Raw genomic sequence first — 16,486 nt, forward strand, 5'->3', positions numbered from 1 at the left:
ACGCTCAGCCCGTTCCCGGCTCTCCTGGGCCATGCTTCTGGGGTACGCCGGGCACGGCCCGGCACCGACGGGCAGGGGGACGCCATGCGAGAGATCGACCGCGACGAGGACCTGGGCTGGATGGTCAGGACGCTCGAGGGCATCCTGGGCGTGCAGCGGCCGCTCGTCGTCAACCACCTGCGAGCGCTGCGTCGCCGCAACCCGCAGATGACCCCCGCCGAGATGCTCGGCCGGCTCGAGCGGCAGTACCTCGCCGCCGTCTCCACCGGCGGCGCCGCGGTCGGCGCGAGCGCGGTCGCGCCCGGCATCGGCACGGTCGCCTCGCTCGGGCTCACGATGGCCGAGACGATCGGCTTCCTCGAGGCGAGCGCCTTCTACGCGCAGGCGGTCGCCGAGGTGCACGGCATCGTCGTCGAGGACGAGGAGCGCGCGAAGGCGCTCGTGATGGGCATCATGCTCGGCAACGGCGGCACGGCGCTCGTGAAGCGGGCGACCGAGCGCGCCCTCGGCCGCGGCGCGGCCGGCAACGCGTTCTGGGGCGAGCTCATCACCTCGCGCCTGCCGAGCGGCTCGATGGGGCAGGTCGTCGACTTCCTGCGCCGCGCCTTCTTGCGGCGCATGGCGCGCAACACCGGCGCGTCGATGCTCGGCCGCGCGATGCCGTTCGGCATCGGCGCGGTGGTGGGCGGCGTCGGCAACAACATCCTCGGCCGGCAGATCGTGAAGGCCGCGAAGGAGGCCTTCGGGCCCGCGCCGGTCTCGTTCGACGCCAACCTGACCCCCGTCATCAAGGAGGTGCGGCCCAACCTCGGCCAGCGCATCCGCGAGGCGCGCGACATCGAGCGCGAGGGCCTCGCCGGGGGCCTGCGCCGGCTGCGCGAGCGGCGTGCGCAGGAGCCGCAGCACGAGCCGGGCCTCGGCCCGGACGAGGAGGTCGGCGGCGACGTCACCGAGCTGCGACGCGGGGACGGCGCGTCGCAGATGCAGGATGCACCCGGCGACGCGCCGTCGGACGAGAGCCGCGCGGGCTAGAGCCCGCCCAGCGTCACCTCGGCCTCGGCCTCCTGGCCGTCGCGCTGGTAGGCGATCGTCACGGTCGCGCCGGCGGCGTGGGCGCGCACCTGCGCGGTCGCGTCGATCGCGTTCGTCACCGGGGCGCCGTCGACGGCGGTGATCACGTCGCCCGGCTGCAGCCCGGCCGCCTCGGCGGCGCCGCCCTCCGACAGCTCGCGGATCTGCGCGCCGACCGTGCCGACGGAGGCGTCGGTCACGTCGCTGACGGTCGCCCCGAGCAGGCCGTGCGTCGCCTCGCCCGAGCCGATGAGCTCCTCGACGACGCGCTGCACGAGGCTCGACTCGATCGCGAAGCCGATGCCGATCGAGCCGGCCGACTCGCCCTGGCCCATGCTGGCGATCGCGACGTTGACGCCGACGAGCTGCCCGGAGGCGTTCAGCAGCGCGCCGCCCGAGTTGCCCGGGTTGATCGACGCATCCGTCTGCACCACGGGGATCGAGATGGCCTCCTGCGCGGCCTGCGCGCCGTTCTCCTGCCAGAAGCCGAACGGCGACTGCTCGGACTGCTGCTCGTCGCCCTCGGGGGCCGCGCTGCCGGCGATGCGCAGGCCGCGGTCGACGGCGGAGACGATGCCGTCGGTGACCGAGTTCGACAGGCCGAGCGGCGCGCCGATCGCGATCGCCGTGTCGCCGACGCGCACGTCGTCGCTCGAGGCGAAGGTCACGACCGGCAGGTCGGCGTCGACCTTGATCACGGCGAGGTCGACGACGGGGTCGGTGCCGACGATCTCGGCGGCGAGCAGCCGGCCGTCGCTCGTCTCGACGGTGATGGATGCGTCGGCCGCCTGGCCGTCGAGGGTCACGACGTGGTTGTTGGTCACGATGTAGCCGCCGGCCGCGACGGCCACCCCCGAGCCCTCGCCCGAGCCCGCTTGGGACGACGCCTGCACGGTGACGACCGAGGGGCCCGCGGCGGCCGCGACGTCGGCGATCGTCTGCGGGTCGGCGACCGTCTCGCCCGTCGGGCCGGCGTCCTGCGTCGCGGACTGCGACTGCGCCTGCGGCTGCAGCGTGCCGGCGAGCGCGCCGCCGCCGAAGCCGGCCGCGCCGCCGAGCAGCGCCGCCGCGACGACCGAGGTGACGACGAGACCGGTGCGCCGGCGCGGAGCGGCCGGCGCCGGGTGCGGCTGCGCCTGCGGGACCGGCTGGAACGGCCGGGTCGCGGCCCAGGGGTCAGGCCGGTCGGCCTGCGGCGCGGCAGCGGCCGGGGTGCCGACGGGGGCGCCGGCGGGGACGGATGCGGTCGGGTGCTGCCAGCGCCAGTCGCCCTGGGGCGGCTGCGCGGGATGCGGTCCCATCGGGTTCGGGACGCGGTCGTGCGGGTTGCTCATGGCTTCGAGCATCGCACCGGAGTCCATGCGATTCCCATGCGGTTCCGATGTCGATCCACCGGAAGGGACGCCGGAACGGGTAGCGTCGGAGCATGGAGCAGGCACCCTGGCAGCGGACGGCGGCGGGCGCGGGCCTGCTCGGGGCGGACGGACGGCTGGCCCCCACGATCTTCGCCGAGATGACGGCGCTCGCGACCAGGACTGGGGCGCTGAACCTCGGCCAGGGCTTCCCCGACGAGGACGGCCCGCGCGCCGTGCTCGACGCCGCGAAGCACGCGATCGACCACGGCCGCAACCAGTACGGTCCCGGCCGCGGGGCGCCCGAGCTCATCGACGCGATCATCGAGCACCAGCGGCGCTTCTACGGCATCGGCCTCGGCCGCGGCGACGTGCTCGTCACCGCGGGCGCGACCGAGGCGCTCGCCGCGACGATGCTCGCGTACCTCTCCCCCGGCGACGAGGTGATCGTCTTCGAGCCGTACTACGACGCCTACGCGGCGGTGGCGGCGCTCGCCGGCGCCGTGCTCGTGCCGGTGCCGCTCGCCGCACCCGACTTCCAGCCCGACCCCGACCGCCTGCAGCGCGCGACGAGCCCGCGCACCCGCATGATCATCGTCAACTCGCCCCACAACCCGACGGGCGCGGTGTTCAGCGAGGATGCGATGCGGCACATCGTGCGGGTCGCCGAGCGGCGCGACGCGATCATCGTCACCGACGAGGTCTACGAGCACCTCGTGTACGACGAGCGGCACGTGCCCGTGGCGGCGTTCGAGGCCGCGCGCGAGCGCCTCGTCTCGATCTCGTCGGCGGGCAAGACCTTCTCGATCACGGGCTGGAAGGTCGGCTGGATCATGTCGACGCCCGAGCGCATCGCGCAGATCGGCGCGGTGAAGCAGTACCTCACGTTCGTGAACGCGTCGCCGCTGCAGCCGGCCGTCGCGGTGGGCCTCCGCCTCGCCGACGAGCACTACGACACGATCGTGCAGACCTTCGCGCGCAAGCGCGACATCCTCGCGCGCGGCCTCCGCAAGGCCGGCTTCGCCGTGCACGACGCGATGGCGGGCTACTTCCTGCTCGCCGACGCCGCACCGCTCGGCATCGACGACGCCGCGGCGCTCGCCCGGCGGATGCCCGAGCTCGTCGGCGTGGTCGGTGTGCCGCTGTCGGCGCTCGCGCGCCCGTCGCGGCGCGACCTGCGCTCGACGATGCGCTTCGCCTTCTGCAAGTCGGACGACACGCTCCACCGGGCGGCGTCGCAGCTCGCGGGCCTGAAGGACGCGGTGCTGGAGCCCGCGCGCTGAGCCCTCAGGCGACGCGGTAGCGCCGGTTCGCGAGCGACGGGTTCCGCGCGCGGCTCGCCGCGGTCACGGCCGGGTCGATCAGCGCGACGGCGATGCCCTCGCCGTCGCCGAGCGCGGCGAGCGCGACGCCCATCGGGTCGACGATCGCCGAGCAGCCGACGCCGAGCGGCGGGGCCTGGTCGGCGGCGACGACGTGCACGGTCGACTCGATCGCGCGCGCCGTCACGAGCGTCGTCCAGTGGCGCTCCTTCTGCGGCCCGCGCACCCACTCCGCGGGCACGACGATCACGTCGGCCCCCGCATCCACGAGCCTGCGCGTCGCCTCCGGGAAGCGCAGGTCGTAGCAGGTCTCGATGCCGATGCGCGTGCCGAGCGCCTCGACGACGGGCGCCTGCGCGACGTCGCCGGCCGTGAGCCAGTCGGACTCGCGGGTGCCGAACGCGTCGTAGAGGTGCACCTTGCGGTACGCCTCCCGGATGCCGTCGGCGTCGACCGCGACGACCGTGTTCGCGACGCCGCCCTCGATCCGCTCGAGCATGCCGGCGATCACGAGCGCGCCGTGCGCCGCCGCGCGCTCGCGCAGCATCGCGGTGAAGGGCCCCTCGAGGGTCTCGGCGGCTGCGGGAGCGGTGGCGGCGAGGTCGGCGGAGCAGTGCTGCGAGTACTCGGGCAGCACGATGAGCCGCGCCCCGCGCTCGGCCGCGCGGTCGATCCACGCCGCGGCCGCCCCGCGGTTGGCCTCGACGTCCTCGGTCGGCGCCCACTGCACGGCCGCGGCCAGCAGCGGCGGCTCGGATGCTCTCGGGTCGCTCACGCCCCCAGCCTACGCAGGCGCGGTGGCGCGCTCAGGGTCGGGATGCGAGGATCGCGGGGACGAAGGGAGCAGGATGCTCGTCGCATTCTCCATCGCCCCGGCCACTGCGGGCCCCGAGGGCTCCGTGCACGACGCGGTCGCCGCCGCCGTGCGCGTCGTCCGCGAGAGCGGGCTGCCGAACCGCACCGACGCGATGTTCACGACGCTCGAGGGCGAGTGGGACGAGGTCTTCGACGTGGTGCGGCGCGCCACCGACGCCGTCCTCGCCGTGAGCCCGCGCGCATCCCTCGTCCTGAAGGCCGACATCCGACCGGGATGGACCGGAGAGCTCGACGGCAAGGTCGTCAGGCTCGAGCACGCCCTGGAGGGGGACGCATGAGGAGTGAGCTGTTCGCCGAGGCGAACCAGGAGGCCCAGTCGACCGATCGGTGGGTCAAGCAGTCGAGCAAGATGCTGCGGGTCAACGTCTCGAACGGCGGCGACGTGCTCGCCGCGAAGGGCGCGATGGTCGCCTACCAGGGCCAGATCGAGTTCCAGCACGAGGGCGCGGGCGCCGCGCGCATGCTGAAGAAGCTCGTCACCGGCGAGGGCGCCCCGCTCATGCGGATGCGCGGCCAGGGCGAGGTGTTCCTCGCCAGGGATGCCGCGAACGTGTTCACGGTGCTGCTCGAGAACGAGGGGCTGTCGGTGAGCGGCAAGAACCTGCTCGCCTTCGACCCGAACCTGCAGTGGGACATCAAGATGCTCCGCAGCGGCAACATCATGGCCGGCGGGCTCTTCAACCTCGAGCTCGGCGGGCACGGCACCGTCGGCGTCTCGTGCGAGGGGCAGCCGCTGCTGCTCGACTGCTCGCGCCAGCCCACGTTCGTCGACCCGAACGCGGCGGTCTGCTGGTCGTCGAACCTCAGCCCGAGCGTCGTGAGCAGCATGAACATGCGCTCGATGCTGCGCGGCGGCACGGGCGAGGCCTTCCAGCTGGCCTTCCACGGCCCGGGCTTCGTCGTCGTGCAGCCGAGCGAGGGCCGGCAGCAGCCGTCGGGCTCGAACGGCGGCGGCGGGGGCGGGGGCATCGGCGGCCTGTTCGAGTAGCGCGCTCAACACCTGCCGACGGCCGCCCACGCCACGGCGCGCACCTCGAAGGGCGCTGCCGGCAGCAGGGCTCGGCAGCGCAGGATGCGCGCGAGGTCGCCCTCGCGCGATCCGGGGCGCGCCGCCTCCGAGGGCGGCGGCCCCGCTGCCACGTGGAGCGACGCCACCGCCTCCCAGAAGACGCCGAGCGGCCCCGTCGCGTGATCCCACACGCAGCACGCGACGGTGCCGCCGGGACGCGTCACGCGCACCATCTCCCGCACGCCCTGCACCGGGTCGCGCATGAAGTGCACGACGAGCTGCGCGAGCGCCGCGTCGAACGCGCCGTCCGCGAAGGGCAGCGCCTCGGCCGCCGCCTCGAGCACCTCGACGCCCGGGTGCCGTGCGCGCGCCGCGGCCACGAACGGCGGCGACGGGTCGATGGCCGCGACGTCGGCGCCGCGGCGCAGCAGCTCCGCCGTGAGCGCGCCCGGTCCGCAGCCGACGTCGAGCACGCGCGTGCGTCGAAGGACGTCGGCGGGCACCGCGGCGAGCTCCGCGAACACCGCGGCGAGCGGCTCCGAGAACCTGCCCATGAACCGGTCGTACGACTCGGCCGAGACGGCGAACCCCATGCGGTGAGGCTACGCCCGGACATGCAGAAGAGGCGCCCTCTCGGGCGCCTCTTCTCGTGCCGCAGTTCGCGGACTTCGTTGCGGGGACAGGATTTGAACCTGCGACCTCCGGGTTATGAGCCCGGCGAGCTACCGAGCTGCTCCACCCCGCGGCACAAGAAGAGACGTTACCAGGGATGTCGCCGCTCGGCAACTCGGCTACGGCGCGGGCGACTCCGTGGGCGCCGGCTCGGCGGGAGCGGACTCCTCCGGCAGCGGCTCGCCCTCGATCTGCGCCGAGAGCTCGACCGCCTGCTGCAGCGCCGCCGTGAGCCGCTGGTCGGCCTCCGCCGCCGCGACCAGGTCGTTCTCGGCGTAGGCCGCCTGGCGCTCCTGAAGCGCCGCGCCGGCCTCCTGCAGCACCGCGTCGAGCTGCGCCTGCAGGTCGGTCGAGGGCTCCTCGCCGGGCTCGGCGGGCTCCTCCCCCGGCGCCGTCGGGTCGACGTCGGAGTCGCCCGCCTCGGCGCCCGAGTCGCCGCCGAAGAGCGAGTCGAGCGCCTCGTCGAGGGTGTCCTCGAAGGCGATGTCGTCGCCGAACGCCACCAGGATCTTCCGCAGCACCGGGTACGAGGTGGCACCCGTCGACTGCAGGTAGACCGGCTGCACGTAGAGCAGGCCTCCACCGACCGGCAGCGTCAGCAGGTTGCCGTTCAGCACGTCGGACGCGCCCTGCCGCAGCAGGTTGAGCTCCCGCGAGACCTCGTCGTCGGTGTCGAAGGTGTTCTGCACCTGGCCGGGCCCCGGGATCGATCTGTCCTTGGGGAGCATCTGGAGCGTGAGCCTGCCGTAGTCCTCGGAGACCTCGCCATCCGTCGAGCCAGCATCGGCGTTCACGGAGAGGTAGCCGTAGAGGATCTCGCGGCCGTCGCGAGGGATGAACGTCGAGTAGAGCGTGAACGCCGGATCCTGCCCGTCGACCGACATCGTCAGGTAGTAGGGCGGCTGCGGCGGCGCGGGCACCTGCGAGTTCGACCACGTCGGGTCGGCGGGCGTCGACCACTGGTCGTCGCCCGAGAAGAACGTCGCCGGGTTCGTCACGTGGTAGTCGCCGAGGATGTTGCGCTGCAGCTTGAACATGTCGGCCGGGTAGCGCACGTGGCTCATGAGGTCGCCCGACATCTCGCTGATCGGCCGGATCGTGCCGGGGTAGATCTGCTGCCATGCCTGCAGCACCGGGTCCTCGGTGTCCCACGCGTACAGCGTGACCGAGCCGTCGTACGCATCCACCACGGCCTTCACCGAGTTGCGCATGTAGTTGATGATGTCGCCGGGCACGAGCGACGGGCTCGCGTTCGTGGTGTCGGCGATCGTCTGCGAGAACGACCGGTGCGACGCGTACGGGTAGCTCGACGAGGTCGTCATGCCGTCGACGATCCACACGAGCCGCTCGTCGACGACCGCCGGGTAGGTGTCGGAGTCGAGCGTCAGGTACGGCGCGACGGCCGCGACGCGGTCGCGGGGGTGGCGGTCGTAGAGGATCTGCGACTCGGAGGTGACGGCGTCGGAGAGGATGATCTGCTCGGACTGGAACTTCAGCGCGTACGCGAGCCGGTTGATGACGCTGTCGAGCCGCGGGCCGCCGTCGCCCGAGAAGGTCGTCGTCGCGTTGCCGCTGCCCTCCTCGGTCGAGCGCGGGTAGTCGAGCTCGAGGTCGGGCGAGCCCTCGGGGCCGCCGACGATCGAGTAGTCGGGGGTCGACTCGCCGAAGTACACGCGCGGCTCGAACTCGCCGAGCGCGCCGTCGGTCGGGATGCCGCCCTGCAGGAAGACGGGCTGGCCCTCCTGGCCGCGCTGGTTGCCGTACGCCGCGACGGCGCCGTAGCCGTGCGTGTAGACGATGTGGCGGTTGTACCAGCTGTCCTCGTCGAGCCCCGAGAGGTCGAGCTCGCGCAGCGCGATCACGGTGTCCTGGATCTCGCCGTCGATCTCGTAGCGGTCGACGTCGAGCTGCTCGGCGAAGCCGTAGTACTGGCGGTACTCCTGCAGGTTGGCGAAGGCGTCGGAGACGAGCGCTGGGTCGATGATGCGGATGTTCGCCGTCGTCTCGGCGTCGGCGCGGAGCGCGCCGGGCTCGGCGTCGGTGCGGGCGTCGGAGTCGGTCTCGACCATGTCGTCGACGTCCCACGCTGCACGGGTCGCGTCGATGTTGCGCTGGATGTACTCGGCCTCGAGCGTGCGCGCGCTCGGGTCGACCTGGAAGCGCTGCACGATCGCCGGGTAGGCGACGCCGACCACGAGCGACGCGGCGATGAGCAGGGCCGTGCCGACGACGGCGATGCGCCAGCGGCCGATCACGGCGGTGACGATGAAGAAGACGCCGACGAGCGCGGCGATGCCGGCGAGGATCTGCGCGCCGGGGATGGTGGCGTTGACCTCGGTGTAGCCCGCACCGGTCGCGAGGAAGCCCTGCGAGGTCTGCGCGAGCGCCGCGTACTGGCCGAGCCAGATCGAAGCGCCGAGCGCGAGCATGTAGAGCGCGCCGATGACGGCGAGCTGGATGCGCGCCGACCGGGAGACGCGCACCTCGCGGCCCGTGACGCGGATGGCGCCGTAGAGGTAGGCCGTGGCGAGCGAGGCGACGGCCGAGATGAACAGCACCGCGAGCGCGAAGCCGAGCACCTGCTGGTAGAAGGGCAGCTCGAAGACGTAGAAGCCGATGTCGAGGCCGAACTGCGGGTCGACCTCGCCGAAGGGCTTCCTGTTGAGCCACAGCTGCGCCGTCTCCCACTGCGAGGCCGACGCGAGCCCCGAGAAGAGGCCCAGCGCGACCGGCGCCGTCCACATGCCGACCTTCCGCAGCGGCTCGACGAGCTCCTGGTAGCGGTCGAGCTGCGAGTTGAGCTGCGCGTAGACGGGGCGCGAGCGGTAGGCGATCTGCACGCTGAGGGCGACCGGCACAGCCATCGCGACGAAGCCGATGAGGAACATCACGAGCATCGACAGCCAGCGCGTCTGGAGCACCTGGATGAAGCCGAGCTGGTCGAACCAGAGGATGTCGGCGTAGAAGCCCGAGAACATCACGAAGGCGCCGATGATGGCACCCACGATCAGCACCGTCACCAGGAGCGGCGAAGGGCCCCTCCTGCCCGTCGTCGAGGCGGTCGGTCGTTCGGCGTTGGCGGACACGTCGTGGAGCTCCAAGCTGTGGTGCGGGCGGTGCCGCCCATCGTATCCGCCGAGCCTATGAGGCCGGTGCGGCTCCGCAGACCGGCAGCCCCGAGGTGTCGGCGTTCATCGCCACCGCCTCGACGGCGGCGATCGCGTCGTCGAGCGTCTCGACGGCGTACACGGTGAGCCCCTCCGGCACGTGCCCGACGACCTCGCCGCAGTTGTCCGCCGGCGCCAGGAAGTGCGTCGCGCCCGCGTCGACCGCGCCGTGCATCTTCTGCACGATGCCGCCGATGCCGCCCACGTCGCCGAGCGCCGAGATGGTGCCCGTGCCCGCCCACTGCGTGCCCGCGGTGAGCGCGCCCGGCGTCAGCTCGTCGACGATGCCGAGCGCGAACATCATGCCGGCGCTCGGCCCGCCCACGTTGGGCAGCTGGATGTCGACCTCGAAGGGGAACTCGAACTCGTTGGCCGGGTAGATGCCCACGAGCCGCTGGTCGCCCTCCACGAGCGGCGTCACCTCGACCGTCAGCGGCTCGCCGTCGCGCTCGATCTCGAACGACGTCGCGCCGTCCACGGCGGCGATCGACTCGCGGATCGACCACACGTCGTAGGCGGTGTCGCCGTTGACCCGCAGGATGCGGTCGTCCTCGCGCAGGACGCCCTCGGCGGGCGAGCCGTCGATGACGCCCGCGACGCGCACGTCGCTGTCGACCGGGTAGCCCTCGTGCAGCAGCGCGGCCGCGATCGCGGCTGCCTGCGAGTTCTGCATCTCGATGCGGCCGGCCTCGTTCGAGTCCTGCACCGACACGTCGGGCGGGAACGCCGCGTCCATCGGGATGATCGAGTCGGAGGGGTCGAGGTATGCCTCGGCGACGTCGACCCACGTCAGCGGCCGCTCGGGGTTGCCGAAGAGCGAGACGGTGAGCAGCCGCAGCTCGCCCTCCGTGGGGTAGGTCTCGACGCCCTCGATGGAGATGAGCGGTCCCGCATCCGTCTCGCCCAGGGTGTCGAACGTCGGCCCCGGCACCTCGACCACGTAGGGCGACGGCACGAACGCGAGCGCGAGCGAGGCGGCGCCGGCGGCCGCGAGGCCGACCCAGCCGATGCGCCGGAGGCGCCTCGGGCGGATGTCGGGGAAGCGCGGACGCGCGTGCTGTTCGCGGACGGCGGAGGGCGTCAGGGGCGCGATCCCGGCGGGTTCAGACATGACGGGGCTAGCGTAGTCGCATGCCTGAGGACTCCGACGACCGCCGCCCTGAGGAGGAGCTGCGAGAGATGCTGCAGCGCTTCCTCTCGGGCGAGGGGCCCATCGACCCGGCCCGCCTCGCGGGCGCGGCGGGCATGCCCGCCGACCCCGCGCAGCTGCAGGCGCTCATGGCGCAGCTGCAGGCGGCGCTCTCGCGCACGGAGGACGGCATCGACTGGTCGGCCGCCACGCGGCAGGCGTCCGCCGCCGTGCAGCGCGACCCCGGCTCCGTCACGAGCGCCGAGCGCGACGCCGTGCGCCAGGCCGCCGACCTCGCCGCCCTGTGGCTCGGCGAGACGACCGACATCGGCGTGGCCGCGACCGAGCTGCAGCTGCTCTCGCGCCAGCAGTGGGTCGACGCCACGATGCCCGTCTGGCAGGAGATGAGCGAGCCGGTCGCCAACAGCATCGCGAGCGCCCTCACGCGCGCCATGCAGGAGCACGCGCCGGAGGAGGCGCAGGAGATGCTCGCGGGCGCCGAGCGCATCCTGCGCAACGTGGGCGGCACGATGTTCGCGATGCAGCTGGGCACGGTCGTGGGACAGCTCGCGCGCGAGACCGTCGCGGGCGGCGACTTCGGCTTCCCGCTGCTCGAGGGGCACGGCGCGCTGCTCCCCGTGAACCTGCGCACCGCCGCGGAGGGGCTCGAGATCCCCGAGGACCAGGTGCGCATCTGGATGGCCGTGCGCGAGCTCGCCCACGCGCGCCTGTTCCACCACGCGCGCTGGCTGCGGCTGCACGTGCTCTCCTCCGTGCGCGAGTACGCCGAGGGCATCCGCATCGACGTCGACCGCCTCGAGGAGCTCGCCGAGACCTTCGACCCCACCAACCCCGAGGAGCTGCGGCAGGCGCTGCAGAGCGGCGCGCTCATCCCGCCGAAGACCGACGAGCAGGTCGAGACGCTCGCGCGGCTCGAGACGACGATCGCGCTCATCGAGGGCTGGGTCGACGCCGTCACCGAGTCGGCGACGCAGCGACTGCCGCGGCGCGACGCGATCGCCGAGACCGTGCGGCGCCGCCGCGCCTCGGGCGGGCCGGCCGAGAAGGCGTTCGGCACGCTCGTCGGCCTCGAGATCCGCCCGCGCAGGCTGCGCGAGGCTGCGGCGTTCTGGCGCGCGGTGACGGATGCGGTGGGGCCGCAGGTGCGCGACTCGCTCTGGGACCAGCCCGACCTCATGCCCGGCTCGGCCGACATCGACGACCCCTCGCGCGTGATCGCCCGCCTGCAGGGCGCGGGCGAGCTCGATGAGATGGACCTCGCGCTGCAGGAGCTGCTCGACGACGCCGAGCGCGACGCGGCGGAGCCCGCGGCGGGGTCCGAGCCGGCCGACGGCGGCGAGCCCGCTGCCGAGGAGGCCAGCGCCGACGAGGCCGGCGCCGAGGAGCCCGGCGCCGACGAGCCCGAGCCCGACGGCGACGCGGACGGCGGGCCGACCCGGGCCTGAGCCGGGGCGCCGACGCGCCTGTGGAGAGCCGCCGACGCGATCGCGGCTGCTGGCGCACCATGCCGCCATGCTCCGACTCGATCCGCACCTCGCCGTCTTCCGCACCTCCCCCGACCGGATCGCGATCGGCGCGCAGCAGCCGGTCGTCGAGCTCGACGCCGACGAGCCGACGCTGCGCGGCGTCGCCCTGCTGACGCGGGGCGTCGTGCGCCGCGAGCTCGAGCAGCTGCTCGGCGACGAGCCGGCCGGGGCGCTGCTCGAGCGGCTCGCGCCCGCGCTCCTCGAGACCGCGCCGCGCCTGCCCGCCCGCGTGCGCGGGCGCATCCGGCTCGCCCTCGACGTGCACCGCGCGGTGCGCGCCGCGGGGCACCCGGCCGCCGACGACGGGCTCGTGATCCCGGTCGCCGCGTGGCGCCTGCCGCCGCGCGAGCAGGAGCGGCTGCTCGACGCCGGCGTCGCGCACCTGCCCGTCGTCGTCGGCGACGCGTGGGTGCAGGTCGGCCCCTACGTGCCGGGCGGCGCCGGCTGCTCGGCGTGCGCGCCGGTCGACGATGCGCTCGTGCCCGGCCATCTCGTGCCCGTGCCGAGCCCGAGCGCCGCCGCGCAGACCGTCGTGACGGTGCTGGACGCGCTGCGGCGGCTCGAGGCGGGCGGCCTGCCGGCGGGGTGGGGCGCCCGGATCGCGCAGCGCGACGGCGCGGTCAGCGCGCTGCGCCGCCCGCGGCCGCGGGCCTGCCCGCACGCAGCTCGGCGAGGAACCGGGATGGCTGCCTGACGGCGTGCCCCGAGTGCTGCGCCCACGTCAGCGACAGGCTGCGCTGCGCACGGGTGATGGCGACGTAGAGGAGCCGGCGCTCCTCGTCGATCTCGGCGAGCGTCGTCGCGTGCGAGATCGGCAGGAGCCCCTCGGCGAGGCCGCAAACGTGCACGTGCTGCCACTCGAGGCCCTTCGCCGCGTGGATCGTGGCGATCGTGACGGCCGCGACCGTCGGTTCGTGCTCGGTCTGGGCCCGGCGCTGCAGGTCGGCGGCGAACGCGGGCAGGTCGGTGCCGCCCGCCTCCTCCGCGAGCGTGACGAGCGCGTGCAGCGCATCCCACTGCGAGCGCTCCTCGCCGTGCGTGGCGGGCGGCTCCGCCCGGTAGCCGAGCCCCATCACGATGTCGGTGACCGCCTGGAAGACCGGCCGGCCGTCGGCAGGGGCGCTCCGCAGCATCATGACGGCGCGCTTGATGACGGGCAGCTCGAAGAAGCGCACCGAGCCGCGCACCGTCGACGACAGGCCGACGCCGGCGAGCGCCTGCTCGATGAGGCCCGACTGCGCGTGGAAGCGCGTGAGCACGGCGATGCTGCCGGGGTCGGCGCCCGCGTCGACCTGCGCGCGGCATGCGGCCGCGATCGCCGCCGCCTCGGCGGTGTCGTTGCCGTGCACCGCGACCGCGGGCTCGAGTCCGTGCTCCCCCGACGCGGCGGTGAGCGTGAGCGCGTCGCGGCCGCGCATCAGCCGGTTGGCGCAGCCGACGATCGCGGCCGTGGAGCGGTAGGAGCGCTCGAGCCGCACCACCTCGGCGTCGGGGTTGTCGTGCACGAAGCGCGACAGGCTCGCCGGGTCGGCGCCGGCGAACGAGTAGATGGTCTGGCTCGGGTCGCCGACGACGCAGACGTCGCGGCGGTCGCCGAGCCACGCGGCGAGCAGCTGCTGCTGCATGGGCGAGACGTCCTGGTACTCGTCGACGGTGAAGTGCCGGTAGCGCGAGCGCACCTCGTCGGCGACGACGGGCTCGCGCTCGAGCATGCCGGTGGTCGCGAGCAGCACGTCCTCGAAGTCGATCTGCCGGCGCTCGTCCTTCACGCGCTCGTACGCCATGTGCAGGTCGATCATCGTCTCGGCGTCGACGCCCGTCGGCATGGGGCGGATGCGCGCCTGCAACCCGTAGTCCTCCATCGTCATCGCCTGCGACTTGCGCCACTCGATCTCGCCCGCGGCGTCGCGCAGCTGCGCCGTCGGCAGCCGCAGCCGCAGCTGCGCGGCGGCGTCGGCGAGCAGCTTCGCCTTCTGCGGCAGCAGCTGCGGCATGCGCGAGCCGGTGATGCGCGGCCAGAAGTGCGACAGCTGCGCGAGCGCGGCGGCGTGGAAGGTGCGCGCCTGCACGCCGCCGGCGCCGAGGCGCGCGAGGCGCGTGCGCATCTCGCCCGCGGCGCGGCTCGTGAAGGTGAGCGCGAGCGAGGCGTGCTCGACCTGGTCGCCGGTCGCGACCGCGTAGGCGATGCGGTGCGTGATCGCGCGCGTCTTGCCCGTGCCGGCGCCGGCGAGGATCGCGACGGGGCCGCCGAGCGTGGTCGCCGCCAGCCGCTGCTGCTCGTCGAGACCGGCGAGGATGCGGTCGGCGTCGGGCTTCGCGCCCGCGGTCACCGCGCCGAGCCCGGCTGCCGGGCGAGCCACGCGTCGAGGATCCAGGAGGCGATGGAGGTACGGCCGGGCAGCTGCACCGCGCCCGCGCGCAGCTCGTCGCGGGTGAACCACCGCACGTCGAGGATCTCGACGCCGTCGGGCACGATCGTGCTCGGATCGGGCGCGACGCACTCGAAGCCGATCATGAGGCTGCGGGGGAACGGCCACGGCTGCGAGCCGAGGTAGCGGGGACGCTCGACGCGCAGGCCCGTCTCCTCGAGCACCTCGCGCACGACCGCCGCCTCGAGCGACTCGCCGGGATCGACGAAGCCGGCGATGAGCGAGTACCGCCCCTCTGGCCACGCCGCGTTGTGGCCGAGCAGGATGCGCTCGTCGGCGGGGTCGTGGATCGCCACGATCACCGCGGGATCGGTGCGCGGGAAGTGCGCGCCGCCGCCGCCGTCGCGCCGGACCCAGCCCGACTCCTCGAACGCCGCGGCACTGCCGTCGACCGGGCTGTGGTGGCTCTCGCGCTGCCAGACGCCGAGCGCGACCGCCTGCACGAGCACGCCGGCGTCGGCGTCGTCGAGGTCGGCCCCGACCTCGCGCAGCGACCGCCACTCGGCGCCCTCGACCTCGAACGGCTCGGCCACGAGCAGGCTCAGCACCGCCCCGCCCGGCGTGCCGTCCGGGAGCGGGCGCAGCCTGCCGAGCCAGCTGAGCGGCACGTGCGGCTCGACGCGCACCACGGCATCCGGCAGCTCGTGGTGGGCGAGGCGCACGAGCCGGCCGTCGCGCACGGGCGCGCGATCGCCGGCGATCGCGACGATCCGCGTCGAGGGGTCCTCGAGCGCGCGATCGACCGCGTCGTCCGCGATGCGGGTCGCGTGGTCGCGATCGAGGCCCGATCGGGCGAGCGGGGGAACCTGCACGTCACCTCCGTCGCGTGGCGCGTCCGCCTCGGGTCGAGGTCGGCCTAGCCTGGCATCCATGAGCACGAACCCCTTCACTCTAGCCGCGCTCGCCACCACCGCCGTCGAGGGCCTGGACGTCGTGGGCGCCTCGGAGGACGGCTCGGACGAGCACCGCTCGGTCGTCGCCGCGCGGCTCGCGGACGGCGAGACCGTCCAGGTCGTGCTCCCCCGCTCCGTGGCGGCGCTGCGCTCCGCCGAGGAGCACGCGGCCGCCCTCGCGGCCCTGACGCTCGCGACCCGCTCGCGCCTGCCGTTCGAGGTGCCGTCGGTGCTCGGCACCGTCGACGCCGGCCGGTCCCGGCTGTTCGTGCTCACGCGGCTCGGCGGCGAGGTCATGCGGCTCGGCGACCTCTCCCCCGCGCGCCCCGGGCTCGCCGCCGCCGTCGGCCAGGCGATCGCCGCGATCCACGAGCTGCCGACGTCGGTCGCCGCCGACGCCGGGCTCCCGCACGAGGGCGCGCCGGCGCTCCGCCAGCAGCTGCTCGACACGTTCGACCGCGCCGCCGCGACCGGTGCGGTGCCCGCGGCGCTGCTCGAGCGCTGGGAGGGCGCGCTCGGCGACGACCGCCTGTGGCAGTTCAAGCCGACGCTCGTGCACGGCGACCTGCAGGCGCCCGCCTTCCGCGTGGAGGGCGCGCGCGTCGTGGGGCTCGACGGCTGGCACGCGCTCTCGGTGGGCGACCCCGCGCGCGATCTCGCGTTCCTGCTCGGCTCGACGGAGTTCGGCAGCGTCGACGAGGCGTTCGACGCGCACGCCGCCGCGCGCGGCATCGGCGACCGGCAGGTGCGCCAGCGCGCGATGCTGCACGCGGAGCTCGACATCGCCCGCTGGCTGCTGCACGGCGTCGCGAAGGGCGACGAGTCGATCGTCGACGACGCGAAGGGCATGCTCGCCGGCCTCGTCGCCCGCGTCGACCGCGATCCGGGCGCCGCGATCGCCCCGCAGCGGCTCGAGACCATGGACCTCACCGGGGTGCAGGAGTACCTCGGCGAGTCGCCCGCCGCCACGGGCGACGTGCCCGGGGCGCCCGACCGCGCGGACGGCGACCGACCTTAGC

14 protein-coding genes and 1 tRNA gene are annotated in these 16,486 nt (G+C 74.2%); 7 read left to right on the forward strand and 8 right to left on the reverse strand.

What is annotated here, in order from left to right:
* Positions 1-84: 84 nt before the first annotated feature.
* Positions 85-1,032, forward strand: a complete 948-nt coding sequence (locus MU522_RS00395; protein ID WP_246991685.1) for a hypothetical protein — start codon at positions 85-87, stop codon at positions 1,030-1,032.
* Here the strand turns inward: MU522_RS00395 and MU522_RS00400 are convergent.
* Complete coding sequence (locus MU522_RS00400) at positions 1,029-2,405, reverse strand: trypsin-like peptidase domain-containing protein (RefSeq protein ID WP_246991686.1); 1,377 nt, start codon at positions 2,403-2,405, stop codon at positions 1,029-1,031. The genes MU522_RS00395 and MU522_RS00400 overlap by 4 nt on opposite strands.
* Positions 2,406-2,497: 92 nt before the next feature.
* Between MU522_RS00400 and MU522_RS00405 the strand changes: the two genes are divergently transcribed.
* Entirely contained in the window at positions 2,498-3,706 is a 1,209-nt protein-coding gene (locus MU522_RS00405; protein WP_246991687.1) for an aminotransferase class I/II-fold pyridoxal phosphate-dependent enzyme, read from the forward strand.
* 4 nt (positions 3,707-3,710) lie between these two features.
* Here the strand turns inward: MU522_RS00405 and MU522_RS00410 are convergent, their stop codons facing one another.
* Positions 3,711-4,520: a carbon-nitrogen hydrolase family protein gene (locus MU522_RS00410; protein WP_246991688.1), complete on the reverse strand. Its 810-nt coding sequence runs from the start codon at positions 4,518-4,520 to the stop codon at positions 3,711-3,713.
* Between the two features lie 73 nt (positions 4,521-4,593).
* On the opposite strand from MU522_RS00410, the gene MU522_RS00415 reads away from it, so the two are divergent.
* Positions 4,594-4,899, forward strand: a complete 306-nt coding sequence (locus tag MU522_RS00415) for a thiamine-binding protein (RefSeq protein WP_146356727.1) — start codon at positions 4,594-4,596, stop codon at positions 4,897-4,899.
* A complete protein-coding gene (locus MU522_RS00420) occupies positions 4,896-5,609 on the forward strand; it encodes an AIM24 family protein (RefSeq protein WP_128188424.1) in 714 nt (237 codons plus the stop codon). Before MU522_RS00415 ends, MU522_RS00420 begins: the two co-directional genes overlap by 4 nt.
* 5 nt (positions 5,610-5,614) lie before the next feature.
* Here the strand turns inward: MU522_RS00420 and MU522_RS00425 are convergent, their stop codons facing one another.
* From MU522_RS00425 to MU522_RS00440, 4 genes are all read right to left on the reverse strand, one after another.
* The gene (locus tag MU522_RS00425; protein WP_246991689.1) at positions 5,615-6,223 is read right to left on the reverse strand and encodes a class I SAM-dependent methyltransferase; all 609 of its coding nucleotides are present in this window, start codon (positions 6,221-6,223) and stop codon (positions 5,615-5,617) included.
* Between the two features lie 78 nt (positions 6,224-6,301).
* Positions 6,302-6,375, reverse strand: a tRNA-Met gene (locus tag MU522_RS00430).
* Between the two features lie 46 nt (positions 6,376-6,421).
* Entirely contained in the window at positions 6,422-9,322 is a 2,901-nt protein-coding gene (locus MU522_RS00435) for a UPF0182 family protein (RefSeq protein ID WP_281440008.1), read from the reverse strand.
* A gap of 121 nt (positions 9,323-9,443) precedes the next feature.
* Positions 9,444-10,580 (reverse strand): S16 family serine protease, encoded by a 1,137-nt coding sequence (locus MU522_RS00440; RefSeq protein WP_128188422.1) that lies wholly within the window; start codon positions 10,578-10,580, stop codon positions 9,444-9,446.
* 20 nt (positions 10,581-10,600) lie between these two features.
* On the opposite strand from MU522_RS00440, the gene MU522_RS00445 reads away from it, so the two are divergent.
* Together MU522_RS00445 and MU522_RS00450 are read left to right on the forward strand one after the other, a co-directional pair.
* Positions 10,601-12,064: a zinc-dependent metalloprotease gene (locus tag MU522_RS00445; RefSeq protein ID WP_246991690.1), complete on the forward strand. Its 1,464-nt coding sequence runs from the start codon at positions 10,601-10,603 to the stop codon at positions 12,062-12,064.
* 67 nt (positions 12,065-12,131) lie between these two features.
* Complete coding sequence (locus MU522_RS00450) at positions 12,132-12,839, forward strand: hypothetical protein (RefSeq protein ID WP_246991691.1); 708 nt, start codon at positions 12,132-12,134, stop codon at positions 12,837-12,839.
* Here MU522_RS00450 and MU522_RS00455 read toward each other — a convergent pair.
* Positions 12,766-14,505, reverse strand: coding sequence for an ATP-dependent helicase (locus MU522_RS00455; protein ID WP_246991692.1), 1,740 nt, complete (start codon positions 14,503-14,505; stop codon positions 12,766-12,768). The two genes, MU522_RS00450 and MU522_RS00455, sit on opposite strands and share 74 nt — an antisense overlap.
* Positions 14,472-15,386 carry an NAD(+) diphosphatase gene (gene nudC / locus MU522_RS00460; protein ID WP_246991693.1) on the reverse strand — a complete coding sequence of 305 codons (915 nt, stop codon included), beginning with the start codon at positions 15,384-15,386 and terminating at the stop codon, positions 14,472-14,474. Before nudC ends, MU522_RS00455 begins: the two co-directional genes overlap by 34 nt.
* Before the next feature lie 58 nt (positions 15,387-15,444).
* Between nudC and MU522_RS00465 the strand changes: the two genes are divergently transcribed.
* Positions 15,445-16,485: a phosphotransferase gene (locus MU522_RS00465; RefSeq protein ID WP_246991694.1), complete on the forward strand. Its 1,041-nt coding sequence runs from the start codon at positions 15,445-15,447 to the stop codon at positions 16,483-16,485.
* Position 16,486: the final 1 nt, after the last annotated feature.

Origin of the sequence: Agrococcus sp. SCSIO52902, from assembly GCF_022983135.1 — a bacterium.
GTDB lineage: Bacteria > Actinomycetota > Actinomycetes > Actinomycetales > Microbacteriaceae > Agrococcus > Agrococcus sediminis.